This is a genomic window from Ancylobacter sp. TS-1 (assembly GCF_009223885.1).
GTDB lineage: Bacteria > Pseudomonadota > Alphaproteobacteria > Rhizobiales > Xanthobacteraceae > Ancylobacter.
Genome location: NZ_CP045144.1, coordinates 204,698 through 228,393 on the forward strand (window position 1 = coordinate 204,698; position 23,696 = coordinate 228,393).

The window sequence follows — 23,696 nt, forward strand, 5'->3', positions numbered from 1 at the left end:
TGTTCTCCTTTAAACGAGGCCGCGCGCGATGCCGCCGTCGACATTGATGGCCTGGCCGGTGACGTAGCTGGCGAGGGGACTGGCGAGCCAGGCGACCATGACCGCGATTTCCGCCGGCTCGGCGAAGCGTTTGAGGGGGATCTCGTGCGAGAATTCCTCGAAGATCGTCTCGATGCCGACGCCGCGCTCTTCCGCGAGGCGGGTGGCGCGGTTGATCCAGAGCGGGGTCTTGGTACGGCCCGGCCCCACGCTGTTGATGCGGATGCCGTGCTCGCCCAGCTCCAGCGCCAGCGTCTTCACCAGGCCGAGCAGGCCGGCCTTGTGCACATTGGTCATGACCTGATGGGCGTAGGGCATCTTGGCGGCGGCGGCGCCGAGGGTGACGACGGCCGGTGCGTCGCCCTTCGCCAGCAGCGGCGCGCCGGCGCGCACCGTGCGAACGGTCGAGAGCACGTTGAAGCGGTAGCTGGCGAGCCAGTCCTCATCCGAGAGGGTGGCGAAATCCGCCCTGACGCTGCCGCCCACGGCGCTGACGAGCACGTCGAGGGCGCCCCAGCGCGCCTCGGCCTCGCGGGCGAGAGCGTCGGCGGCGCCCGCATCCTCGACCACGTCGGCGACGATGACGGAAGGCGCGCGGCCGGTCGCGGCCTCGAGGCGGGCGGCGGCGGCGTCCAGATTGTCGCGGCTGCGCGAGGCGATGATCACCTGCGCGCCCTCGCGCAGCAGGATCTCGGCCGTGGCCTCGCCGATCCCATAGCTGCCGCCGACGATGACGGCACGGCGTCCGTCAAATCCGAGATTCATAATGGCTCCTCAGCACGAAGCGGTAGATGCGGAACACCACGAGGATGGTCGACGAGATCACCGCGATACGGACGATGTGGAAGGCTGTCACCAGCTCGGCATCGGCATGCATCGCCTTGGCGGTCAGCACCATTTCAGTGATGGCGGCGGGGGCGAGGCCGAGGAAGCTGGTGGTCAGCGGCAGGCCGGTGGCGAACGACAGAAGCTGGGCGCCGGCGGCGGCGGCGAAGATCAGGAACACCGCGACCAGAAGGCCCGAGGCCGCCACGCGCGGCAGGCGCAGGAAGAGTTCGCGGCGGAAGCGCAGGCTCAGCCAGACGCCGATCATGATCTGCGCGGCGACGATGAGAATGCCCGGCACCGCCACGGTGAGAATCCCCGAGGCGCCGAGCGCCGCGCTGGGCAGCAGCGAGCCCAGCAGCCAGGGATTGGGGATCACGGTCGGCAGCAATATCCGGGCGCCGATATAGGCGATGACGAGGCCGATGCCGAGCAGCAGCAGGTCATGCGAGCCGGCGACATCGACGGTGTTCACATTGCCCTGCTCACCAAAGGCGAACACCAGAAACGGCACGGTGCTGACGACCGTGGTCACGCGCAGGGCATGGACGATGGAAACCGTGTTGGTGTCGCCCCCGCGCGCCGCCGCCACCACCGCCATGTCCGCCATGCCGCCGGCGGCGGTGGCGAAGAAGGCCGTGGTCGGGTCGATCCGGGCGAGCGGGCGCATGATGAGGGCGCCGACGAAGGTGGCGGCGATGATGTAGAAGGTCGACGCCAGCATCGCCGGCAGCAGCTCCAGCGAGGCGAGCAGCAGGTGCGGCGTGAAGCGCATGCCGATGGCGAGGCCGACGACGACCTGCCCGATCTCGCGCAGATGCGGGCCGGCCTGCAGCGGCACGCCCGACACGGTCAGCGCGCCGCAGACGAACAGCGGGCCGAGCATCCAGGGCAGGGGAACATGCAGCCGCATGGCGCCATAGCCCGCAGCGGTGGCGATGGAGTAGGTCGCGACGAGGCGCAGCCACCAGCGCAGCCGGGGTGACGCGAGCAGGCCCGATTCGTCCGAATCCTTCGGTATTTCGGCCATCAGCGCGCGGCTCCCTCGCGTCCTTGGCGCGCGCGCGAGGCTTGCGACGGTCGCCCCTCGACGCCATTGTGCGTGCCGGCGCGGGCCGGCATCGGCAAAGGGCGGCGTGCGAAGCGAAGAATGGACATAACGACCTCCCGGCGGCCCGTCTCGAAGCGGGAAGGCCGCCGGCGGAACCTGCGCCGATTGAGACAGCAACAATGACAACTGTCAACAGATCGACCGCAAACGGAGGCGCATTCAGGCGCCTTCCGCCCCACCGGCGCCATCCGAAAATATTGGCATAAAAGGCAATGATCCTGCCGGCTTGACCTGTGAGGGTCCGCAATTCCGATCCGGGCTCTCGCCAAATGTGTTGACAGTTGACGGACGCGGATACAGTCTTGGCCTGCCTAATCCACGAGGCCGAGCACGTGACACGTCCGGCCGACCGATCGAGATGGAACGGCGGGAGGAAAACATGACAGATTTCACACGCAGAGACGCATTCAAAATCACGGCAGGCGGGCTTGCGGCCGCCGGCGGCCTCGTCGCCATGCCGTCCATCCTGCGCGCCGCGAACTACCCCACGCGCCCGATCAACGTCATCGTGCCGTTCGCGACGGGCGGCTATAATGACCGCCTGTCGCGCGCCTTCGCGCCCTATCTCGAAAAGGAGATCGGGCAGCCGCTGGTGATCGTGAACAAGCCGGGTGCGGGTACCCAGCTCGGCAATTCCTACGCGCTCAACCAGCCGGCCGACGGCTACAGCATTCTGTGCACCTCGGCGGCGCCCTACATTCCGCTGACCGTGCTGCTGCAGAACGCGCCGTACAAGGTCGAAGACTTCTCGATGATCAACCTGCCGTCGCGCGACTACACGCTCGCGGCGACCTCTTCCGACGGTCCGGTCAAGACCTTCGCCGAAGTGATCGAGAAGCTGAAGAAGGACCCGACCAGCCTCAGCATCGGCGTGCAGCCGGCCTCGGCCGACTTCGCCAACATGGTGCTTGCCTTCCAGGCGGCGGAGATCGACGCCACCAAGCTGCGCATCGTCACCTATGACGGCGGTGGCCCGGCTCGCAACGCGACCGCCGGCGCCCAGGTCGATGTCGGCTTCGTCGGCGGCGAGGGCTTCCTGCCGCTGAAGTCGAAGATCCGCCCGCTCGCCATCTTCGCGGCCGAGAAGGTCGACTGGTATCCGGACGCACCGCTGATCGGTGCCGCCGGCATCAAGACCGACTTCGTCGAGGGCTCGCAGCGCGGCTGGGCCGTCTCCACCAAGCTCAAGAACGAGCAGCCGGAGATCTACAAATTCCTCGTCGGCGCCATCGAGCGGGCGAGCAAGAACCCGAAGTCGATCGAGACCCTGAAGCTTCAGGAGCTTGCGACCACCTGGTACGGCCCCGAGGCGTCCGACAAGGCGTATCTCGACAATGCCTCCAAGATGGCCAAGTACGTCGACCTGCTGAAGTAGGCCGCATCAGGGAAGGCGGGCCGCGCCAAAGTCCGGCCCGCCTTCATTCTCACTCCTCGGACGAATGGAGATGAAGATGCGTATCGGTCGGCAGACCTATGCCATCGACTACGGCCATCTGGCACTCATCACGGTGCTCGCCGGCGCGGTCTTCTGGTACCTTTTCGACGCGCGCAGCGTATCGCTCAGCGTCAACAACCTTCTGCTGGTGCAGCCGGTCGCGATCTTCGCGCTGGCGATGTACCTGTTCATTCTGCCGCAGTGCTTCCACAAGGTCGACGCCCGCGAGGCGGCCAAGGCCGCCGCCGAGGACGATCCGTTCGCGATCAAGCTGTCCACGGACCGGGCGGATGTGATGCGCATGGCGGCACTCGGCGTGTCGCTCGGCCTGATGGTCTTCCTGCTCGACGTCATCGGCTTCGATATCGCCATCTTCCTGTTTGCGGCGGCGGCAATGGCCGTCTGCGGCGAGCGCCGCCCGCTGCATCTGGTGGTTTTCTCACTCGCCGTCACCCTGATCACGATCTACGGCTTCCGCGCCCTGATCTCCTATCCCATGCCCACCACCCTGCTGTGAGGCGCGCCCGATGATCGACATTTCCGCCTTCAATGATGCATTGGGCATCATGTTCACGTCGGCCGGGTCCTGGGGATGGATCGTCCCCGGCCTGATCGTCGGCCTCGTCTTCAGCGCCATTCCCGGCATCTCGATCACCATGGCCATGGCGATCGTGCTCCCGATGTCGCTCTACATGGATTTCTTCTCGGCCATCGTCTTCCTGACCTCGGTCTATACCGGAGCGGGGTTCGGCGGGTCGGTGCCGGCGATCCTGATGAACATACCGGGATCTCCATCCTCCTTCGCCACGACCTTCGACGGCTATGCGATGTCGCAGAAGGGCGAGCACAATGAGGCGCTGGGCTACGCGCTGTTCGCCTCGACCCTGTGCGGCATCGCCGGTTACGTGCTGCTGCTTCTCGTCATCGAGCCGCTGGCCGACATCGTGCTGCGCATCGGGCCGGTGGAGATGTTCGCGGTGGCGATCTGGGGCATGATGCTGCTGGGCTCGCTCGGCTCGGCCTATATCAGCCGCGGCCTGCTGGCCGCCGCCCTCGGCATCCTGCTCGGCACCGTCGGCATGAACACCGCCGGCTTCACCCGTGGCACGATGGGCCTGCCGGTGCTGCTCGACGGCATCGCGCCGATCCCGGCGATGATCGGCCTGCTGGCCGCGAGCCAATTGCTCAGCCTGGCCAGCCGCGACTACATCATCGAGGCCGAGGGCTCGCGCGAGGTCAGCCTGCGCAAGATCCTCAAGGGCTGCTGGGGCACCCTGAAATATCCCGGCGTGCTGCTGCGCGGTTCGATCATCGGCATCATCATCGGCGCCGTGCCCGGCGTCGGCTCGTCCATCGGCAACCTGATCGCCTATGCCGAGACCAAGCGCACCGCCAAGGACAGCGCGACCTTCGGCAAGGGCAACCCCAAGGGCGTCATCGCGGCGGAATCGGCCGTGGCGAGCGGCGAGGGCGGCTCGATGGCGACCATGCTGGCGCTCGGCATTCCCGGTGGCGGCGCGACGGCGATCCTGATCGCGGCCTTCATGATGCACAACATCGTGCCCGGCCCGAACTTCATCGAGACCCAGAAGCCGATGGTCTACGCCATCATCCTCAACAACATCGTCCAGGCGATCGTGCTGCTGGCGGTGGGCATCGGCTTCATCTACGTCGCCTCCAACATCATGAAGGTGCGTACCCGCTACGTGCTGCCGGCGATCCTCGTCATCGCCACGCTCGGCACCTTCGCGGTGACGGGCGAGGCGGCCGGGCCGATCACGCTGTTCGTCTTCGCGCTGCTCGGCTACGCGCTCAACCGCTACCAGTACCCGGTGTCGGCGGTGGTCGTGGGCATCCTGCTCGGGCGCATGCTGGAGACGGAGTTCCTGCGCTCCTACCAGCTCTCCGGCGGCAATCCGCTCTACATACTCGAGCGGCCGGCGGCGATGGCCATCTTCGCGGTAATGCTTGCCTCGCTGGCGATGACCGCCTGGGGCAAGCGCAAGCAGAACCGGGCCGAGGCGGCCGAGGCGCTCGCGATGGAACGCCTGCGCGACGAGGCGGCGGCCCGCCATGCCGCGGGCGCTACCAAGAGCTGACGGCCGGTCCGGCCGGACGATCCGACGAACTCCCCCAAAGGGGCGGGCGCAAGCCCGCCCCTCTTTCTTTGCGGGAAAGGCTGCCGCCTCTAACCGCCCGCCGCCGGCCAATCCCCGCACGATGCACGAAAAAAAGCCCCTCCCACCCGTGGTGGAGGGGGCTTTTCCGTCTCCGGCGTCGCGGGTCAGGCCAGCGCGTCGATGGGGATGGTGCCGAAGGTCGCGCGCTCCTCGGCGTCGAGCTGCGCGATGAGCCCGGTCTCCCAGGCGAGATAGCGCCGCGAGGCCTCCGCATTGCCGTCGTGCCGGTCGTGCACGAACCAGACGCGGTCGCGCGCCTTGTCGCGGCCGAGCGGCCGGCGCATGGCCTCCACCGGCCAGCCCGCCGCCGCGCAGGTGTCGAGATCGGCGGCCAGCCATTCGGCGGTGATGCCGATTTCCGCGAGATCGCGGGCAGCGCCCGCCACCACGCCCGCCTCACCCTGCAGCAGCACGCGCGAGGTTCCCGGCGGCAGAGGACCGGGCAGGTCGACGCGCATCGACCAGCGGGCGCAGACAAGGCGGCGTTCCTCCCATTCCGAGGAGGAGCGCAGGTCGAACAGCGGAAAGCCATCCCCAGCGCGCGCCCAGGCCACGCGCGGATCGACCATGGGCGGCGGTGCGGGCGGCATCAGCTGCGGGGCCGGAACCACGGGCACGCCCGCGCCGGGCTCGTCGTCGAGCGCCAGCACGTGCACCTCGTAGCCGAGCGCCCGCAGGAACAGGCCCGCCAGCCCCGCGCGCAGGCCGGTGTCGTCCATCAGCACGAGGCGGGCGTTGCGCACGCCGACATACTGGTCGGTGGCCTGAATGAGCTGTCCCGCTAGTACGGGGACGGCGCCCGGGGCAGGGCGGTCTGCGCGTTCCTGGACATTGCGCAGGTCGAACAGGAAGGGCGTGCGGCCCGGCTCGGCCAGCAGAGCGCTCGCCCCCGCCACGTCGGTACGGGTGAGGCCGGAGGCGTCGATGAGGCGCGCGGCGCGCGCGCGGCTGGCGGCGGTTGCGGCCGCGTCGAGCGTGGGGAGCGGGTCGGCGCGCGCGCCGCGATCCAGCGGCAGGCCGGCGAGTGCCCAGCCCTGCGTGCCGTTCTCCAGCGCATAGACGGGGTTACGGACACCGAGCGCGCGCAATCCCAGCGCCCCGACGATGCCGCGCGTGCGGCCGGCGCAGGTGATGACGATGGGTGTCTCGTCATCCGTGGCGACCGTCGCCAGGCGGTGCGCCAGTTCGCCATTGGGCACGCAGCGCGCGCCGCCGATGCGCATCTTGGCGTATTCGGCGGGCGGGCGGGCATCGAAGAACAGATGCGCGCGCCCCTCGCGCTGCCATTGGGCGAGCGTGGGGGCGTCGATGGTCCTGGGGTGGTGGGCGTGTTCGAGCAGTTCGCCGAGCGTCTTGCTCGGCACGTTGACGCCGGCAAACAGGCCGTAGCCGGTCGCCTTCCAGGCCGGCACGCCGCCGATCACCAGCGTGATGTCGGTGTAGCCGCAGGCGGCCAGCCGCCGGGCCGCGCGTTCGGCCACCCCGTCGTCGTCGTCGACCAGAAGCAGCGGGCAATCCCGGCGCGGGACGAGGGCAACTGCCGACAGTTCGAGCCGGCCATAGGGGCACGGAATCGCAAAAAGCGGATGGCCGTCGCCAAAGGCGGCGGCCTCCCGCACATCGAGCAACGCGATTTCGCCACCGGCAAGGAGGCGGCGCCGGGCCGCCTCCGCCGTCACGCGGGCCGGCTTCATGTCACGGGCTCACCGCGGAAGAAGCGGTAGAAGGCCGCGTAGACGAGATCGGGCCGGTGTTCGGCCGGGTAATGCCCCGTCGGAATCGGCAGGCCGATCACGTCGTCGGCCCATTCCGACCACGCCTCGACCGGCTTGAAGTGGCGCCCGCAATGGCTGTTGGTGCCCCAGATGACCATGGTCGGGCAGGCGATCTTGCGCTTGCCATAGTCGGCCGTGTCCATGTCGAGGTCGACGGTGATGGTGGCGCGATAGTCCTCGCAGACCGCGTGGATCTGCTCCGGTGTGGCGCAGCGGATGTATTCCGCGATGGCCTCGGGGGTGAAGATGTCGAGCCCCACGCCCTTCTTGTTGAGCTTGTAGCGCATGTAATAGTCGAGGTCGGCGCCGAGCAGGTTCTCGGGGAAGGGCGCCTTCTGCGCCATGAAGAACCAGTGGTAGCTCTCGCGCGCCCAGCCCAGCGTGATGTTGTTCAGCACATGGTGGGTCGGCACGATGTCGAGCGCCGCATAGTGGGTGACGCGCTCGGGATGGTCGAGGGCCATGCGGAAGCCGACGCGGGCGCCGCGGTCATGGCCGGCGACCGCGAAGGTCTTGTGGCCGAGCGCGTCCATGACGTCGAAGGCGTCCTCGCCGATGGAGCGGAACGAATAGCCGGAATGGTCCTCGCCGCCATAGGGCTTGGAGCTGTCGCCATAGCCGCGCATGTCGATGGCGATCACCGAGAAGTCGCGCGCCAGCGAGGGGGCGACCTTGTGCCAGCTCACCAGCGTCAGCGGGTTGCCGTGGATGAGCAGCAGCGGCGGACCTTCGCCGGCGGTGGCGACGTTGATCTCGGCGCCGCGCGTCTTGATGCGCTGGAAGGTGAAGCCCTCCATAAGCCGGGTGGACGATACGAGTTCGGGAACGGCTTCTGCGACGACCATGGGCGCCTCCTCTCCTGTTGCTCGGATGTTTCGCCCGAGTTTTGCCAACTGTCAACAATTTGGTCGAAAGCGCAAGGCAAAAGGCAACGGAAGCCGGAATCTCCCCGCGATTGATGGCGTTCTGGCGACGATCGGGCGCCGACGATGCCCTGCGGGCACCGTTCGGTTCACCCCTGCCGGACGGCGGCGAGGTGCCGGGCGAAGTCCGGCTCGGCCATCAGCCGCTTGCAGCGCTCGAAGCGGTTGACCGCATAGGCCCAGAAGTCGTCCACCGGGTTGCCGTTGGCGTGCTGGATGAGGCCCCACAGCGTCCACAGCAGGTCGCACATCGCCTTGTAGAGCACCATGCGGCCCCGATCCGCCGCACTCGCCGGTCCGCCGAAATAGGCGGTGAGCAGCGCCTCGTCCTGTGCCGCGTCGAAGCCGCCTTCGACCGAGACGTCGCCAAGGTCCCACATCGGGTCGTTCATGCCGGAATATTCCCAGTCGACGATCCACATGCGCGTTCCCGTGTCGATGAAGTTCTCGCACAGTGGGTCGCAATGGCAGGGGGCGAGCGGCAGCGGATGTGCGGCGAGCGCCTCGCGTACCGCGCCGGCCTCGGCCACCACGTCGTGATAGCCCTCGGGAAGCTGCGCGCCGAGCTTCGCCAGCACGCCGAGATAGTCGTCGATCATCGCGAACAGCTCGAAGCGGAAGGCGAAGGTCTCGCCGCTGTCATGCAGGCGCCGCAGCGTCCGGCCGGCCCGCGTCACCGCGCCGGGAAGGATGCGGAAGCCTTCCGGGCTCAGCGTGGTGGCGCCCTCGATGAAGGTCGACAGCATCAGCCCGTCCGCATCGGTGTAGAGCACGTGGGGGGAGACGCCGGCCGCCGCCGCCGCGCGGGCGTTGATCGCCTCCACCTTGCGGTCGATATAGGCCTGCGTGCCGGCGCCGGGTAGGCGCAGGCAGTAGACCTCGCCGCCGAGTTCGACCCGGTAGACGAGGTTGGTGAGCCCGCCGAGCCGGCTCAGCGCGGCGCCGGAGACATCGCGCCCGGTGAAGAAGGGGAGGGCGGCGAGCGCCTCCCGGGCCTGTTGCTCGCTCACCCCAGCCTCCTTCAGTGGCCGATATGGTAGTAGGTTTCGAGGATGTGCTGCGCTTGGCGCCGCGCCTCGTCCCAGTCGAACCCGCCCGCGAAGCGGTCCGGCGACAGGCTCTTCACATAGGGCGAAGGGTCTTTTTCGGTCAGCGCCTCGACCACGTGGCGGCCGATGCCGGCCGAGCCGGAGACGCCATGGGCGTTGCAGCCGGTGGCGCAGACGAAGCCGGGAACCTGGGCGCTCTCGCCGATGATGAAGCGCCCGTCCGGCGTGAAGGTCGGCCAGCCGGTGAAGACGTGGCGGATCGGCTGGTCGCACAGCGCGCCGCCGAAGGGGCGGAACTCCTCCATGAAGTTCGCCAGCACCGGCCAGTCCTCGGCGATGGCGGGCAGGCGCTCGCCGAGGCCGTAGCCGCGCGGGTCGAGCGACATCGCCTCCGGCTCCCAGCCGCCGATCAGCAGCGCGTTGGCGTCGGCGCGCGCATAGAGCGTGCCGTCGGGCATGCGCAGCACCGGCATGTCCGGGCGGATCCAGTCGGTCGGCGTGGTGATCATGTAATGGTGGCGCACCGGGATGACCGGCAGGTCGAGGCCGACGAGGCGCCCGACATGGTAGCCATGGGCGCCGGCGGCGTTGATCGCCATGGCGCAGGCGATCTCCTCGCCCTCCTGCGTGACGACACCGGCGACGCGGCCGCCTTCCAGCCGGATGCCGGCAACGCCGGCGCTGGTCTTGAAGCGCACGCCGAGCTTGCGGGCCTCGTGCTGGTAGGAGGCGACGAGATCGGCCGGCTGCAGATAGCCGTCGGTGGGGCAGAACAGGATGGCCTTCGCCGCCTCGAAATCGAGATGGGGCCAGAGCCGGCGCGCGGCGGGCGCGTCGAGCAGCTCGACCTCCAGCCCCGCCTCGCTGGCGACCGCCATCATGTGGCGGAACTCGGCGACGCGTTCCTCGGTCTGGGCGAGGCGCAGGCTGCCGGTCTGCCGCCAGCTCGGCTTCATCTCCGACTCGCGCTCCAGCCGCGCGAAGGTGGCGACCGACCACATGGCGAGCTTGGTGCGCTCCAGCGAGGCGCGCACCTGCCCGACGAGGCCGGCGGCCTGCGGGCTGGTGACGGCGCAGAGCGAGGATTCCCGCTCCAGCAGAAGAATGTCCCTGAAGCCCGCCTCCGCGAGCTGGAGGGCGACGCCGGTGCCGACCGCGCCGCCGCCGATGATGACGATTTGCGCCGAGGTGCTCACGCTTTCACCTTGCTCATCTTGGGGTCGTAGAAGGGGGCGAGGGAGACGCTGGCCGGCACGCGGACGCCCGCCACCTCCAGCTCATAGGCGCCGGAGAGCACATAGTCGGCGTCGACGCCCTCGGTATCGCGCACATAGCCGTAACCGACCGGCTTGCCGAGCGTGTAGCCGAAGCCGCCGGAGGACAGCCAGCCGGCCCGCCGCCCGTTGCGGTAGATGGTCTCGCGGCCGAGCAGCACGACGTCGGGATCGTCCACCGTGAAGCCGGCGAGCAGGCGCGGCAGGGGCTTGGCCCGCTGCGCTTCCAGCGCCTCGCGGCCGAGGAAGTTCTGGTTGGACTTCAGCTTCACCGCCCAGCCGAGGCCGGCGACGAGCGGGGAATGGTCCGGCCCGATCTCGGCGCCCCAGGCGCGATAGCCCTTCTCCAGCCGCAGCGTCTCGATGGCGCGGTAGCCGGCGAGCGCGAGGCCGTGCGGACGGCCGGCCTCGACGAGCGCGTCGAACACGGTGGCGGCGAATTCGGCCGGCAGGTGAAGCTCCCAGCCAAGCTCGCCGACATAGGTCACGCGCAGCGCCGTCACCGGCGCCCCGGCGATGCCGATGCGCTTCACCCGGCCGAAGGGGAAGCCCTCGTTGGAGATGTCGTCGTCGGTGAGCGTCGCGAGGATGTCGCGCGCCCTAGGGCCGAACAGCGACAGGGTGGCGCCCGACGAGGTGACGTCGATCAGCTTCGCGTCGAGCCCTTCGGGGATGTTGCGGGCGATCCAGTCGAAATCATGGGTCGCGAAGCCGGTGCCGGTGACGATGTAGTAGCGGTCGGGCGCGAGGCGGGCGACGGTGAGGTCGCACTCGATGCCGCCCTTGTGGTTGAGGAGCTGGGTGTAGATCAGCGTTCCCGGCGGCCTGGCGACATCGTTGGCGCAGATCCAGGACAGCGCGGCCTCGGCGTCCGGCCCGACCATCTCGAACTTGGCGAAGGAGGTCTGATCGAACAGCACCGCCCGCTCGCGGCAGGCTTCATGCTCGCGCCCGACGGCGGCGAACCAGTTCGGCCGCTCGAAGGAATAGCGGTCGCGCGGCGCCTCGCCTTCGCCGGCGAACCAGTTGGCGCGCTCCCAGCCGAGCTTCTCGCCGAACACCGCGCCGGCCGCCTTCAGCCGGTCATAGAGCGGCGAGCGGCGCAGGGGCCGGCCGCTGGAATGCTCCTCGGCGGGCCAGGCCATGGTGTAGTGCTTGGCATAGGCTTCCAGCGTGCGGGTGCGCACCCAGCCCTCGTCGCGGTGATTGGCGCCGAAGCGGCGGATGTCGACCGGCCAGAGGTCATAGGGCGGCTCGCCCTTGGCCACCCATTCGGCCAGCGCCATGCCGGCGCCGCCGCCCGAGGCGATGCCGAAGGCGTTGAAGCCGGCGCCGACGAAGACGCCCTTCACCTCCGGCGCCTCGCCGAGGATGAAATTGCCGTCCGGCGTGAAGCTCTCCGGCCCGTTGATGAGCTGGCGCACGCCCGCCGTCTCCAGCGCCGGCACGCGGCCGAGCATCAGGTTCATCAGCGGCTCGAAATGCTCCCAGTTCTCCTGCAGCAGCGAGAAGTGGAAGCCGTCCGGTATGCCCTTCTGCGCCCAGGGGATCGGGTTCGGCTCATAGCCGCCGGCCACCAGCCCGCCGACCTCCTCCTTGTAATAGGTCAGGCGGTCCGGGTCGCGCAGGGTCGGCAGGTTGCGCGGCACGCCCTCGATCGGCTCCGTCACCATGTACTGGTGCTGCACGGCGACGAGCGGGATGTTGACGCCGGCCAGCCGGCCGAGCGCGCGCGACCACATGCCGGCGCAGATCACCACCTTCTCGCAGGCGATGCGCCCCTGCGTGGTGACGACCGCTTTCACCTTGCCGAGCTCGACCTCGATGGCCTCGACGCCGATCTCCTCGGCAATGGTCACGCCCGCCATGCGCGCGCCCTTAGCGAGCGCCTGCGTGATGTCGGAGGGGTTGGCCTGCCCGTCCGTGGGGAGAAACGCGGCGCCGACCACGTCGTCGACGGTCATCAGCGGCCACAGCTCCTGCGCCTCCTTCGGGGTGAGAAGCTGCATGTCGAGGCCGAAGCTCTTGGCGGTGGTGGCCTGCCGCTTTACCTCGGTCCAGCGGTCGGCGTTGCAGGCGAGGCGCAGGCCGCCATTCATCTTCCAGCCGGTGGCGAGGCCCGTCTCCTCCTCCAGCCGCTTGTAGACGGCGACGGATTCGCCGAGCAGCTGGGTGATGTTGGCGCTGGTGCGCAACTGGCCGACGAGCCCGGCGGCGTGCCAGGTCGAGCCGGAGGTGAGCTTGTTGCGCTCCAGCAGGATGACGTCGGTCCAGCCCATCTTGCCGAGGTGATAGGCGGTGGAGCAGCCGACGATGCCGCCGCCGATGACGACGACGCGGGCGGAGGAGGGGAGATCAGGGGCACTCATCGGCGGTCCATTTCGTTGCACGCGGCAAGCGGGTTCGTGGCGAAGTCAAAGCTGGTCCAGCGTTTCGAGGGCGGCCTCGAAGCGGGCGAGGTTGTCCTCGGTATAGGCGCGGTAGTCGAAATCGATGGAGGAATGGACCTCCGAGACCATGCTCCACATGGCCTCGCGCAGCAGCGAGGCGGCGAGCATGGCCTGGAAGGAATGGGTGAGCGCGGCATCCGGCGGCGTGCCGAAATAGAGCGTTAGCGCCCGCTCGGTCTCGGCCGGGCTGAAGCCGTTGTTGGAGGCGAGGCCGCCAAGGTCGAACAGCGGCGAGTTGAAGCCGCAATAGTCCCAGTCGATCAGCCAGAGGCGCTTGCCGTCGTCGAGGAGGTTGCCCGGCAGCAGGTCGTTATGGCCGAAGACCAGATCGACCGGCCCGACCGCGCGCCGCAGCCGTTCGGCCAGGGTGAGCAGGCGCGGCAGCTCGCCCTTGAGGCGGAAGCCGGCGGCATCGAGCCGGTGCGCGTAGTCGCGCACCACATGGAACACCCAGAAAGCCGGCGCGCCGCCGCGCAGATGGAGCTGCACGCCCTCATGCGCCTGCTTCACCAGCGCCACCACGCGGTCGAGATCGGCGCGCACATCCTCGGCCGCGAAGGTGCGGCCCTCGATATGGTCGAGCACGAGGATGCCGGGCTCGGCGTGCAGCACGGCGGGCGAGACGCCGGCGGCATGGGCGGCGCGGCTGGCGGCAAGCTCGGCGGCGCGCGAGATGCCGTGCTCGGGAATGTCCTCGCCGACCCGCACCACATAGCGCCGGCCGGCATCTTCCACGAGGAAGTTGGTGTTGGTGATGCCCCCGGTCAGCGGGCGCGGATCGACCTTGCCGCGCCAGAGGGCGAGGCCGCGCACCTTGTCGAGCGTGTTCGCCGCACCGCTCATGACAGGCCCAGCCTCCGCTTGAGGCGCAGCGCGGCGGCGGAGATCAGCCGGTCCGCCACCATGGCGATGAAGGCGACGCAGAGCCCCGCCACCACGCCGCGCCCGACATCGGCCTTGGCCAGCGCCGAATAGACCTCCTGGCCAAGGTCGCGCGTGCCGACCAGCGCGGTGATGACCAGCATGGACAGCGCCAGCATGATGGTCTGGTTCACGCCCAGCAGCATGTCGGGCAGGGCCAGCGGCAGCTTGATGCGGGTGAGCAGTTGCGTGCGCGTGCAGCCATTGGCGATGCCGGCCTCGACCAGAGGCGCCGGCACGCCGCGCAGCCCGTGCGCGGTGTAGCGGATCGCCGGGGCGATGGCGTAGAGCACGATGGCGATCATCGCGGTGAAGTCGCCGACCCGGAACAGCATGACGATGGGGATGAGGTAGACGAAGGAGGGCAGCGTCTGGAGGGTGTCGATGACCACCTCGACCACCCGCCACAGGCGCGGGCTCGCCGCCGAGGCAATGCCGATCGGCACGCCGAGCGCCACCGCGACGAGCACCGACACGCCGCACAGATAGAGCGTCAGCGCCGCGTAGTCCCACAGGCCGACAAAGACGATGAACAGCACGCCCGCCAGCGCCCCGAGAGCGAGGCGCGGCCCGCCAGCGCGCCAGCCGGCCAGCATGGCGACGAAGGCTACCCATGGCCAGGGCAGCGCCAGCATGAACCGCTTCACCGGCACGAGGAGGTTCAGCAGCACCGCGTTCTTGAAGGCGTCGAGCGTGTCGAAGAAGGTGATGTTGATCCAGCGCACCCACTCGTCCCACCAGGAGGCGGTGGAGAGCTGGAGCGAAGACGGGAATTGCGCCAGCGGCGGCGACAGCCATGCGGCGAGCCAGAGCGCGGCGCCGATGGCGAGCACCGGGACCCAGTAGCGGCGCGGGTCGCGCGCGCCATGGTGGCGGCCGCGTTCGCTCTGGCGCGCCATCGCCTGCGCCAGCCGGTCGAGCAGGATGGCGAGCACGGTGATGGCGAGCCCGGCCTCGATGCCGGCGCCGATGGCGAGCCGGCGCAGCGCCGCCAGCACGTCGTAGCCGAGCCCGCCGGCGCCGATCATCGAGGCGATGATGACCATGTTGAGGGTGAGCAGGATCACCTGATTGACGCCGAGCATCAAAGCGGGCTTCGCCGTCGGCACCAGCACCTTCCAGGTGAACTGGCGCCGCGTGCAGCCGCTCATGCGGGCGAGCGCCACCACCTCCTCCGGTACGGCGCGGAAGGCGGCGGCGGCGATGCGCACCATGGGAGGCAGCGCATAGAGGATGGTGGCGATCATCGCCGAGACCGGGCCGAAGCCGAACAGCACCAGGATCGGCACCAGATAGGCGAAGATTGGCACTGTCTGGGCAAGGTCGAGCAGCGGGGTGATCGCCTTCTCCACGCGCGGCGAGCGGTGGCAGGCGATGCCGACCATGAGCCCGCCGGCGACCGCCAGCGGCGCCGCCACGATCACTGAGGCCAGAGTGACCATCGCGCTCGCCCACTGGCCGAAGACGAGGAGATAGCCGAGGCCCGCGCCCATCAGCACGGCGAGCCGCCAGCCGCCCACCCGCGCGGCGATGGCCATGGCGAGGAACATCACCGCGAACCACGGCAGCGGCGGGAACCACTGCACCGTCTGCGAGCCCTGCCCGGTGGTGACGCCGGCGACCAGCACCACGCGGGCGAGCGCCAGCGGCCAATCGAGCAGCCAGGCGATGCCCCGGGTGAGATCGATGAAGGCGACCGGGCCGAGCGCGGCGTCGTCCACCAGCCATTTCACGAAGGCGGAGACCTGCGCGGCAAGCGGCAGCTTCCACCCCGCCGGCAGCTTCCACACCCAGCCCGGCAGTGCCGAGGCCGGCAGCAGGACGAGAAGCGCCGTGACCGCCGCCACCGCCGGCCACAGCAGCGCCGACAGGCGCAGCCGCGCCAGAGGCGGGGCGGCCTCAAAGGCGGGCGCGCTCATGGCGCGGGCTCCGCCGGGCCGGCGAGATCGCGCCCCACCAGAACGTCCATCATGGCGCGGCGGTCGATGACGCCGAGAACGCGCCCGTCCTCCACCACGGCGAAGGGCCTGTCGGAGGCCTCGACCTGCTGGGCGAAGCCGGCAATGGGCGCGGAGGCCGGCACCATGCCGGCGATGCCGGCCTCGTGCGGCCGGGCCGGGCGGGCGATGGAGCGGGCGGTGAGGATCTTGGCGCGCGGCGCGTCGCGGGTGAAGGCGCGCACATAATCGCTGGCCGGCGACAGGATGAGCTGTTCCGCCGTGCCGACCTGCACGAGGCGGCCGTCCTTCATGATGGCGATGCGGTCGGCGAGGCGCACCGCCTCGTCGAAATCATGGGTGATGAAGACGATGGTCTTGTTGAGGATGGATTGCAGCCGCTTGAACTCGTCCTGCATCTCGCGCCGGATCATCGGGTCGAGTGCCGAGAACGGCTCGTCGAGGAACCACAGTTCCGGGTCGGCGGCGAGCGAGCGGGCGATGCCGACGCGCTGCTGCTGGCCGCCGGAGAGTTCGCGCGGGAAATGCGCCTCGCGGCCCTTGAGGCCGACCAGATCGATCATCTCGCGGGCCCGCGCCTCGCGCTTCGCCTTCGGCACGCCCTGCACGTCGAGCGGGAAGGCGACATTGCCGAGCACGGTAAGGTGCGGCAGCAGCGCGAAGTGCTGGAACACCATGCCCATCTTGTGGCGGCGGAGCTGGATCAGCTCGCGCTCGGGCAGGGCGAACAGGTCGCGGCCCTCGAACAGCACCTCGCCGCCGGTCGGCTCGATCAGCCCGGCGAGGCAGCGCACCAGCGTGGACTTGCCGGAGCCGGACAGGCCCATGATGACGAAGGTCTCGCCGCTGGCGATCTCCAGATTGACGTCGAACACGGCCGGGACCACACCCGCAGCCGCCATTTCCGCCGGGCCGGCGCGCCCGTCGAGGAAGCGCGCGGCGCCGTGTCCGTAGAGCTTCGAGACGTGGCGGCAGGCAAGGACGACGTCGTTCGACGACGAAGGCACGGGGCTGCTCCGTGATTGACGCGGGAGGCGACGGCCGGCACCGGGGCGCCGGCCGTCGGGCGCAGGAGCGCGCGCGGCAGAGTAGCCAGCCCCTACTTGGGCAGCCAGCCCTTCCAGCGGGCCTCGTTCTTGGCCATCCAGTCGTCGACCACCGCCTCGACCTTCTCACCGTCGAGGTCGACGCGGGCGACGAGGGCGCCCATCTCGTTATTGTCGATCTTGACGTCCTTGATGGTGCCGTAGGCGCCCGGCCACTTGTCCTTCAGCCCCGCCCAGGCGGCCTTCCAGATCGGGCCGCGCGGCTTGCCGCAATCGTGGGTGGCTTCCTTGTTGATGCCCCAGGCCGGGTCGGTGTAGCAGGCCGGCTCATAGCGCGGAAACGCCACGAACTCGCCCTTGTACTTGATCGGCGCCCAGTGCGGCGCATAGATCCACAGCACGATCGGCGCCTTGCGGTCATAGGCGCTCTGCAGTTCGGCGAACAGCGCCGCGTCGGTGCCGGCGTGGACGACTTCGAAGTCGAGATCGAGCGCCTTCACGCGCTCCTCGTCGAAGCCGCCCCAGGTGACGGGACCGCCGAGATAGCGGCCCTTGGGCGCGGTCTCGGGGGTGGAGAAGGCGCTCGCGCACTTCTTGAGCGCTTCCCAGTCCGGCAGGCCGGGGCACTTCTCCTTCATGTAGTCGGGGAACCACCATTCCTCGATGGCCATCATCCCGGTCTCGCCGAGATTCTCGACCTTGCCGGATTTCACGCCCTCGTCGAGCGCCTCCTGGCCGGTGGTGGCCCAGATTTCGGGGGCGAGATGAAGGTCGCCGGTCTTCAGGCCGGCGAACTGGGCGAGGTAGTCGGCCTGCACGTAGTCGACATTGTAGCCGGCCTTCTTGAGCACCTCGCCGATGATGCGGGCGCTGAGAAGCTGGCCGGTCCAGTCGTGCTGGGTGATCTTGATCGGGTCGTTGGATTCCACCTTGGCCTCGGCGGCGCCGGCTGCGAGGCCGAGGGCGACAAGGCTGGTCACGGCGAGGCGGGCGAGATATCGGCGTCGGAGAAGAGGGACCATGAGGGGAAACTCCCGGGCTGGAAGGTGCGGCCAGTTTCTTGGCGACGGCCGTGCACTTTGCAGGATCGGTGCCATTCCAACGAAAATCAACACGATAACCGCAAATTTGTTGATTTCAGTCTCGCGGCCCCACAACATGCCCACATCGGAGGCAATGAATGAACGTTCCGCACCCAACGCGCTGGCAGGCGGCGATCATCGAGGCGGTGCGCGAGGACGGGTTCAGCCGGATCAGCGCTCTCGCCGAGAAGCTCGGCGTTTCCGACGAGACGGTGCGCCGGCACGTGCGCGCGCTGGTGGATGGCGGCGTGCTGACGCGCGCCCATGGCGGCGTGGCGTGGGCCGGGCCGGGGGCGGAGGCGCCCTTCGACCGCCGCATGCGCGTGAACGCGGCCGCCAAGCGGGCGCTGGGCGCGGCCGTGGCGGCACGGGTGCGTGACGGGCAGGTTCTGCTGATCGATACCGGCTCGACCACCGCCTATGTCGCCGAGGCGCTGACCGCGCGGCGCGGGCTGACCGTCGTGACCAATTCGCTGGAGATCGCCCGTCATCTGGTCGGGCGCGAGGGCAATCGGGTCTATATGGCCGGCGGCGAGCTGCGCGCCGATCTCGCGGCGGCGGTGGGGCCGGAGGCGCTGGCCTTTATCCGGCAGTTCCGCGCCGACCTTGCCATCCTGTCCATCGCCGGGGTGGACGAGGCGGGGGCCTTCATGGATTTCGATCTCGACGAGGCGCGCATCGCCCGCGCCATGATCGAGGCGGCGAGCCGGACGCTCATCGTCGCCGACCATTCCAAGTTCGGGCGCCGCGCCGCCGTCGGCATCTGCGCCCCAACCGCCATCGACGTGCTGGTGACGGACCGCGAACCCGAGCCCGGCGACCGCGCCTGGATCACCGGGGCCGGCATCGAGCTGGTGGTGGCGGCCCCGCCCGGCTGAGCCGCCGGCTCAGAACACGAAGTCGACCGAGGTCAGCAGCCAGCAGCCCAGTCCCCATTCGATGCGGTTGCCGCCGGCGTCGGTGTTGATCGAGCTGGTGCGGAACACCGGCGTCCCCGGCGTGAGCTGGAGCAGGCGGGCCTCGTCGGCGGTGGCGAACCCGCCGCTGATGCGGGTCTCCAGCCGCCGGTACTTCTGGATGCCGTGGGCGATGAACACATCCGTCACCGATTGCCGGCGCGCATAGACGGTCTCGAAGTCCGGCAGCAGCCCGGCCGGGAAGACCTTGGTGCTGATGTGGATCGGCTGGCCGTCGGCGGCGCGCACGCGGTGCAGCCGGATCACCGGCGCGCCGAGCGGAAGGCGCAGCTGCTCGGCGGCGGCGGCATCGGCGAACTCGGCCTCCAGCACCGTCGTGCGGGTGGTGACGGTCTTGCCGTCGGCGCGCAGGCTCTCGGCGAAACGGCTGCCGTCGCGCACCACCAGCGCCGAGGGCAGGGCGCGCACGAAGACGCCGACGCCCTTGCGCGAGGTGAGGTGGCCCTCCTGCTGGAGCTGCTGGAGGGCGCGGCGCAGGGTGATGCGGGTGACGCCGAGCTTCTCGGCGAGGTGGACCTCGCCCGGAAGCTGGCTGCCCGGCTGCAACCAGCCGCTGTCGATCAGAGCGAGGATGTAGTCGTAGATCTGCTGCCAGATCGGCGTATCGCTGCGCGGGCGAAACACCAGCCCGTCGAAGCCGCTGACACTGCCCTGCCGACTGGGCTGGGACCGCACGCTCCTGTTCACGTCCTCACTCCGCCGCGCTCGCCAGCGCCGGGACGGCCCGGCCTTCGAGCGCCGAACCTTCAAGCGCCCGTCGAGCATAGACGATTCGTCCCGCCACCATGGTCGCCACCACTTCCGGGTGCGCCATGTCCGAGGCGTCGACGAGGAGGAGGTCGGCGCGCTGGCCGGGAGCGAGCGTGCCGCGGTCGGCGAGGCGGGCGACGCGGGCGGGGTTGCGCGAGACCAGCGGCCAGTGCGCGGCCAGCGCCTCCGTGTCGCCGCCGGCCAGCTTGAAGGCGGCATAGAGCGGGGAGGGGTAGTGGTAGTCGCTGGTGAGCACGGTGCAGCGGCCCTCGCGCACCGCCTGCGTGGCGTCGAGCGCGCCGTTATGGCTGCCGCCGCGCACGACGTTCGGCGCGCCGAGGATGACGTCCTCGCCGGCGGCGCGGGCGGCCTCGGCGGTCTCCTGCGTCATCGGGAACTCCGAGGCGACGGCGCCGAGCGCGCGGAAGGTCTCCCGCTCCTGCGGCGAGCACTCGTCATGTGCGAGCAGCACATTGCCGTTGTCCCGCGCCGCTTGCGCCAGCGCGGCGATGGCGGCGGGCACGTCTTCGCGCCGGCTCCACACCCGGTCGAGCAGCGCCATGTAGTCGTCGCGGCTGATGCCGGCGCGCTCGGCCATCTGGCCGATCTTGCGGGCGATGGTGCCTTTCAGCACCGAGCCGGTGGTGTGGTCGTTGAGGGCGAGGATGGGCGCGGGCGTGAGCTTCAGCCAGTTCGCGACCTCGTTGGCCTCGTCGAGCGCGAAGGTCTCCCAGCGCAGGTGCAGGCGGGTGTCGCAGGCGAGCCCGTCGCGCAGGTCGAGCAGGGTCGCGACGAAGGCCCGCGCCGCCGCCGCCGAGCGCAGGCCCGGCTCCCAGGAGACGGTGACGCCGTGAAAGGCGGTGGTGATGCCGTTGGCGACGAGCTGGCGGTCGGTGTCGCGCAGCGCCAGCGCGGTGTCGAAGCGCACGCCGGGGCGCGGCATGATGTGGCGCTCGAAGGCGTCGCCGTGGACGTCCACGATTCCGGGCAGCACCAGCAGCCCCGAGGCGTCGATCCGGCGCGGCGCGGCGCCGCCCGTCCCCTCGCCGGCGAGGTGCGCGCCGGCCACCGGGAGCGGGGCCTCGCTCCAGCGCCCGTCGACCAGCGCCCGTCCATTCTCGATCTGCCAAGTGATCGTCTGCGAAGTCATCGCCTTCACCCGCTGTCCTGCCGTCACAGTGTCACGAACTCGTCATCCGCTGTCTATACAGATAATCAGGCATCAGGCTTCCTGTCTATACAGCAAAGGACAGAAAATGTTTCGCACGCTTGTTCCCGCCCTTGCCCTCACGCTGGTGACGGCCTTCTCCGCGGTGGCCGAACCTGTCCGCTTCGCGGTGACGGACATCGAGGGGCTCGAAGCCCTTCAGCAGGAGTTCGGCGGCTTCCAGAAGGAGCTGGAGAAGCTCACCGGGCTCGACATCGAGCTGATCCCGGTCAGCTCCCGCACCGCCGCCGTCGAGGCGATGAATTCGGGCCATGTCGAGCTGGTGCTCACCGGCCCGGCCGAATACGTCGTCATGAAGCAGCTCAGCGATCCGCGCATCGTGGTCGCGTGGCAGCGTCCCGACTATTTCGCGCAGGTGGCCGTGCTGGCCAACGGCCCGATCCGCTCCGTCGAGGACCTGAAGGGCAAGAAGGTCTCCTTCGGCTCGGTCGGCTCGACCTCGCAGCATCTCGGCCCGGCGCAGGTCCTCGCCGATTTCGGCATCATGTACGGCAAGGACTATGAGGGCGTCATCATCTCCCGCAACGTCGCGGCGGAAGCGCTCATCCGTGGCGACATCGCCGCCATCGGCCTGAACTACGGCCACCTCAACTCGATCCGCAAGGCGTTCCCCAACGCCGCCTTCGCGGTCGTCGCCCGTGGCCGCGACCTGCCCAACGACATCCTCGTCGCCCGCAAGGACATTCCCGAGGACGTGTTCGTGAAGATCCGCGACGCCTTCCTCAAGCACGGCAACGAGCTCATGAGCGCGGTGCTGAAGGGCGAGGACAACCAGAAGTTCAAGGGCGGCATCTTCATCACCGACATCAAGGACAGCGACTACGACTATGTCCGCTCGATGTACCGCACCATCGGCATCGAGAGCTTCACCAGCTTCGTCGAGTGAGCCTGTGACCTGAGCGCCGGGCGGGGGTTGCCTCCGCCCGGCGCCGCTTCGTTTTCGACCGCCCCACGCTTCGCACCGCCATCAGGGAGACCGACATGCAGCCGGCCGGCATGCCGCAGGTGATCCGCACACGCGGGCTCTCCAAGACCTATCCCAACGGGCAGGCGGTGTTCGCCGGCGTCGATCTCGACATCCGCGCCGACCAGCGCGTGGCGCTGATCGGCTCCAACGGGGCCGGCAAGTCGACCCTGCTGAAATGCCTGATCGGCCTGCTGCCCTCGACCGGCGGCGAGATCATGACGCTCGGCGAGAGCTTCTCCACCGCGCCGAGTCCGGCCCAGCTCCAGCGGCTGCGGCGCCAGATCGGCTTCGTGTTCCAGAACCACGGGCTGGTCGGGCGCCAGTCGGTGCTGACCAATGTGGTGCAGGGCAAGCTCGGCCTGCCGGGCAGCTGGCGTGCCTGGCACCATGCGCTGGCCCAGCGCGAATGGCGCGAGGAGGCGATGCAGGCGCTGGCCGAGGTGCGCCTCGCCGACCGCGCCGGCGCCCGCGCCGACCAGCTTTCCGGCGGGCAGGCGCAGCGCGTCGCCATCGCCCGCGCGCTGATCCGCCGGCCCCGGCTGATGATCGCCGACGAGCCGGCCGCCAGCCTCGACCCGGCGGTGGGCCGCGACATCATGCGGATATTCTCCGACCTCGCCCGCGAGCACGGCATCACGCTGGTCTACACGACCCACGACATGAAACATGCGCTCGACTATTCCGACCGCGTGATCGCGCTCAAGGCCGGGCAGGTTCATTTCGATCTGCCGACGGACGAGGTGAGGGCGGCCGACATGGACGACGTGTTCACGCACGGCGCCTTCGCCGGGGACGACCCGGCCGACGCGGCGCCGGCGCGGGAAGAGCGCGCGGGAGGGCTGCTCCATGCGTAGCGCCGTGCTTCCCCCGCGGCTTCCGTCGATCTCGCCGGTTTCCTTCACCCTGCTGGTCGTCTTCGGCGCGGTGTTCCTCGCCTCGGTCGGGCAGGTCGCGCCCTCGCCGGAGAAGCTCGCCAACGGCATGCCGCGCATGGCCGAGCTGGTCGGGCGCATGCTGCCGCCCAACACCGATCCGGGCTTTCTCCAGCGCATGAGCTGGCGCATCGTGGAGACGCTGCAGATCGCGCTGGTGGGCACGGTCTTCGGCGTGATCCTCAGCCTGCCGGTGGGCTGGCTGGCAGCGCGGGGCATCTCGCCGCTTGGCGTGTTCCGTCATTTTCCGCGTGCCGTCGTCTCGCTGTTCCGCACCGTGCCGGACCTCGTCTGGGCGCTGCTCTTCGTCTCCACCCTCGGGCTGGGGGCGGTGGCCGGCACCATGACCATCGTGGTCGACACGATCGGCTTCTGCGGACGCTTCTTCGCCGAGGCGATGGAGGAGGCCGACAAGAAGCCGCAGGAGGCGCTGCACGCCATCGGCGCCAACCGGGTGACGGTGCTGTGCGGGGCGATCCTGCCGGACGTGATGCCGACGCTGATCAACTCCTCGCTCTTCGCGCTGGAGAAGGCGGTGCGTTCCTCGGTGGTGCTCGGCCTCGTCGGGGCGGGCGGCATCGGGCAGGAGCTGAAGGTCGCCTTCGACCTGTTCCAGTACCGCAACGCCTCCGCCATCATCCTCGCCATCTTCGCGATCGTGCTGGTGATGGAACTGCTGACCGACCGGCTGCGCGCCAAGTTCCAGTAGCCGAACGCGGCGCCGGGGGAGGCAGGGCCGCCCGGGCAGGGCTGCCATTCGCGTATGCCTCCCCT

The 23,696-nt window shown here is 69.5% G+C and carries 20 protein-coding genes; 7 read left to right on the plus strand and 13 right to left on the minus strand.

From position 1 onward, the window contains the following. Positions 1 to 9: 9 nt before the first annotated feature. Positions 10 to 804, minus strand: coding sequence for an SDR family oxidoreductase (locus GBB76_RS01010; protein WP_152301563.1), 795 nt, complete (start codon positions 802 to 804; stop codon positions 10 to 12). Next, positions 788 to 1,894: an AbrB family transcriptional regulator gene (locus GBB76_RS01015; RefSeq protein ID WP_246668987.1), complete on the minus strand. Its 1,107-nt coding sequence runs from the start codon at positions 1,892 to 1,894 to the stop codon at positions 788 to 790. Before GBB76_RS01015 ends, GBB76_RS01010 begins: the two co-directional genes overlap by 17 nt. A gap of 460 nt (positions 1,895 to 2,354) precedes the next feature. On the opposite strand from GBB76_RS01015, the gene GBB76_RS01020 reads away from it, so the two are divergent. From GBB76_RS01020 to GBB76_RS01030, 3 genes are all read left to right on the plus strand, one after another. Next, complete coding sequence (locus tag GBB76_RS01020; protein WP_246668988.1) at positions 2,355 to 3,350, plus strand: tripartite tricarboxylate transporter substrate binding protein; 996 nt, start codon at positions 2,355 to 2,357, stop codon at positions 3,348 to 3,350. Between the two features lie 76 nt (positions 3,351 to 3,426). Then, positions 3,427 to 3,927: a tripartite tricarboxylate transporter TctB family protein gene (locus GBB76_RS01025; protein ID WP_246668989.1), complete on the plus strand. Its 501-nt coding sequence runs from the start codon at positions 3,427 to 3,429 to the stop codon at positions 3,925 to 3,927. Between the two features lie 10 nt (positions 3,928 to 3,937). Next, entirely contained in the window at positions 3,938 to 5,509 is a 1,572-nt protein-coding gene (locus GBB76_RS01030) for a tripartite tricarboxylate transporter permease (RefSeq protein ID WP_152301566.1), read from the plus strand. A gap of 185 nt (positions 5,510 to 5,694) precedes the next feature. Here GBB76_RS01030 and GBB76_RS01035 read toward each other — a convergent pair whose 3' ends face one another. The 9 genes from GBB76_RS01035 to GBB76_RS01075 form a co-directional block, all read right to left on the minus strand. After that, positions 5,695 to 7,284, minus strand: coding sequence for a rhodanese-like domain-containing protein (locus GBB76_RS01035; protein ID WP_152301567.1), 1,590 nt, complete (start codon positions 7,282 to 7,284; stop codon positions 5,695 to 5,697). Beyond that, entirely contained in the window at positions 7,281 to 8,210 is a 930-nt protein-coding gene (locus GBB76_RS01040; RefSeq protein WP_152301568.1) for an alpha/beta fold hydrolase, read from the minus strand. Before GBB76_RS01040 ends, GBB76_RS01035 begins: the two co-directional genes overlap by 4 nt. 167 nt (positions 8,211 to 8,377) lie before the next feature. Then, positions 8,378 to 9,298 carry a choline/ethanolamine kinase family protein gene (locus GBB76_RS01045; protein ID WP_152301569.1) on the minus strand — a complete coding sequence of 307 codons (921 nt, stop codon included), beginning with the start codon at positions 9,296 to 9,298 and terminating at the stop codon, positions 8,378 to 8,380. An 11-nt stretch (positions 9,299 to 9,309) separates the two neighbouring features. Beyond that, a complete protein-coding gene (locus tag GBB76_RS01050) occupies positions 9,310 to 10,533 on the minus strand; it encodes an FAD-binding oxidoreductase (RefSeq protein WP_152301570.1) in 1,224 nt (407 codons plus the stop codon). Beyond that, positions 10,530 to 12,980, minus strand: a complete 2,451-nt coding sequence (locus GBB76_RS01055; RefSeq protein WP_152301571.1) for an FAD-dependent oxidoreductase — start codon at positions 12,978 to 12,980, stop codon at positions 10,530 to 10,532. The genes GBB76_RS01050 and GBB76_RS01055 overlap by 4 nt, the downstream gene beginning before the upstream one ends. Before the next feature lie 45 nt (positions 12,981 to 13,025). Then, complete coding sequence (locus tag GBB76_RS01060; protein WP_152301572.1) at positions 13,026 to 13,904, minus strand: phosphotransferase; 879 nt, start codon at positions 13,902 to 13,904, stop codon at positions 13,026 to 13,028. After that, entirely contained in the window at positions 13,901 to 15,901 is a 2,001-nt protein-coding gene (locus GBB76_RS01065) for a proline/glycine betaine ABC transporter permease (protein WP_152301573.1), read from the minus strand. Before GBB76_RS01065 ends, GBB76_RS01060 begins: the two co-directional genes overlap by 4 nt. Then, positions 15,898 to 16,947 carry a glycine betaine/L-proline ABC transporter ATP-binding protein gene (locus tag GBB76_RS01070; protein ID WP_246668990.1) on the minus strand — a complete coding sequence of 350 codons (1,050 nt, stop codon included), beginning with the start codon at positions 16,945 to 16,947 and terminating at the stop codon, positions 15,898 to 15,900. The genes GBB76_RS01065 and GBB76_RS01070 overlap by 4 nt, the downstream gene beginning before the upstream one ends. A gap of 92 nt (positions 16,948 to 17,039) precedes the next feature. Next, the gene (locus tag GBB76_RS01075; protein ID WP_152301574.1) at positions 17,040 to 18,008 is read right to left on the minus strand and encodes an ABC transporter substrate-binding protein; all 969 of its coding nucleotides are present in this window, start codon (positions 18,006 to 18,008) and stop codon (positions 17,040 to 17,042) included. A 158-nt stretch (positions 18,009 to 18,166) separates the two neighbouring features. Between GBB76_RS01075 and GBB76_RS01080 the strand changes: the two genes are divergently transcribed. Next, positions 18,167 to 18,946, plus strand: coding sequence for a DeoR/GlpR family DNA-binding transcription regulator (locus GBB76_RS01080; RefSeq protein ID WP_152301575.1), 780 nt, complete (start codon positions 18,167 to 18,169; stop codon positions 18,944 to 18,946). Positions 18,947 to 18,955: 9 nt separating this feature from the next. Here the strand turns inward: GBB76_RS01080 and phnF are convergent, their stop codons facing one another. After that, complete coding sequence (phnF, locus tag GBB76_RS01085; RefSeq protein WP_246668991.1) at positions 18,956 to 19,732, minus strand: phosphonate metabolism transcriptional regulator PhnF; 777 nt, start codon at positions 19,730 to 19,732, stop codon at positions 18,956 to 18,958. A gap of 4 nt (positions 19,733 to 19,736) precedes the next feature. Further along, on the minus strand, positions 19,737 to 20,945 hold the full coding sequence (locus tag GBB76_RS01090) for an alpha-D-ribose 1-methylphosphonate 5-triphosphate diphosphatase (RefSeq protein WP_246668992.1): 1,209 nt from the start codon (positions 20,943 to 20,945) through the stop codon (positions 19,737 to 19,739). Between the two features lie 106 nt (positions 20,946 to 21,051). Here GBB76_RS01090 and GBB76_RS01095 point away from each other — a divergent pair, with 106 nt between their 5' ends. The 3 genes from GBB76_RS01095 (at position 21,052) to phnE (ending at position 23,631) form a co-directional block, all read left to right on the plus strand. Next, the gene (locus tag GBB76_RS01095; RefSeq protein ID WP_152301577.1) at positions 21,052 to 21,909 is read left to right on the plus strand and encodes a PhnD/SsuA/transferrin family substrate-binding protein; all 858 of its coding nucleotides are present in this window, start codon (positions 21,052 to 21,054) and stop codon (positions 21,907 to 21,909) included. A 95-nt stretch (positions 21,910 to 22,004) separates the two neighbouring features. Beyond that, the gene (locus GBB76_RS01100) at positions 22,005 to 22,844 is read left to right on the plus strand and encodes a phosphonate ABC transporter ATP-binding protein (protein WP_152301578.1); all 840 of its coding nucleotides are present in this window, start codon (positions 22,005 to 22,007) and stop codon (positions 22,842 to 22,844) included. After that, complete coding sequence (phnE, locus tag GBB76_RS01105; protein WP_152301579.1) at positions 22,837 to 23,631, plus strand: phosphonate ABC transporter, permease protein PhnE; 795 nt, start codon at positions 22,837 to 22,839, stop codon at positions 23,629 to 23,631. The genes GBB76_RS01100 and phnE overlap by 8 nt, the downstream gene beginning before the upstream one ends. The last annotated feature ends 65 nt before the right edge of the window (positions 23,632 to 23,696 follow it).

Bases quoted from the DNA above. Each gene is read 5' to 3' on its own strand.
- GBB76_RS01010 (WP_152301563.1), bottom strand. From the start codon at position 804: ATGAATCTCGGATTTGACGGACGCCGTGCCGTCATCGTCGGCGGCAGC.
- GBB76_RS01015 (WP_246668987.1), bottom strand. From the start codon at position 1,894: ATGGCCGAAATACCGAAGGATTCGGACGAATCGGGCCTGCTCGCGTCA.
- GBB76_RS01020 (WP_246668988.1), top strand. From the start codon at position 2,355: ATGACAGATTTCACACGCAGAGACGCATTCAAAATCACGGCAGGCGGG.
- GBB76_RS01025 (WP_246668989.1), top strand. From the start codon at position 3,427: ATGCGTATCGGTCGGCAGACCTATGCCATCGACTACGGCCATCTGGCA.
- GBB76_RS01030 (WP_152301566.1), top strand. From the start codon at position 3,938: ATGATCGACATTTCCGCCTTCAATGATGCATTGGGCATCATGTTCACG.
- GBB76_RS01035 (WP_152301567.1), bottom strand. From the start codon at position 7,284: ATGAAGCCGGCCCGCGTGACGGCGGAGGCGGCCCGGCGCCGCCTCCTT.
- GBB76_RS01040 (WP_152301568.1), bottom strand. From the start codon at position 8,210: ATGGTCGTCGCAGAAGCCGTTCCCGAACTCGTATCGTCCACCCGGCTT.
- GBB76_RS01055 (WP_152301571.1), bottom strand. From the start codon at position 12,980: ATGAGTGCCCCTGATCTCCCCTCCTCCGCCCGCGTCGTCGTCATCGGC.
- GBB76_RS01060 (WP_152301572.1), bottom strand. From the start codon at position 13,904: ATGAGCGGTGCGGCGAACACGCTCGACAAGGTGCGCGGCCTCGCCCTC.
- GBB76_RS01065 (WP_152301573.1), bottom strand. From the start codon at position 15,901: ATGAGCGCGCCCGCCTTTGAGGCCGCCCCGCCTCTGGCGCGGCTGCGC.
- GBB76_RS01075 (WP_152301574.1), bottom strand. From the start codon at position 18,008: ATGGTCCCTCTTCTCCGACGCCGATATCTCGCCCGCCTCGCCGTGACC.
- GBB76_RS01080 (WP_152301575.1), top strand. From the start codon at position 18,167: ATGAACGTTCCGCACCCAACGCGCTGGCAGGCGGCGATCATCGAGGCG.
- GBB76_RS01090 (WP_246668992.1), bottom strand. From the start codon at position 20,945: ATGACTTCGCAGACGATCACTTGGCAGATCGAGAATGGACGGGCGCTG.
- GBB76_RS01095 (WP_152301577.1), top strand. From the start codon at position 21,052: ATGTTTCGCACGCTTGTTCCCGCCCTTGCCCTCACGCTGGTGACGGCC.
- GBB76_RS01100 (WP_152301578.1), top strand. From the start codon at position 22,005: ATGCAGCCGGCCGGCATGCCGCAGGTGATCCGCACACGCGGGCTCTCC.
- phnE (WP_152301579.1), top strand. From the start codon at position 22,837: ATGCGTAGCGCCGTGCTTCCCCCGCGGCTTCCGTCGATCTCGCCGGTT.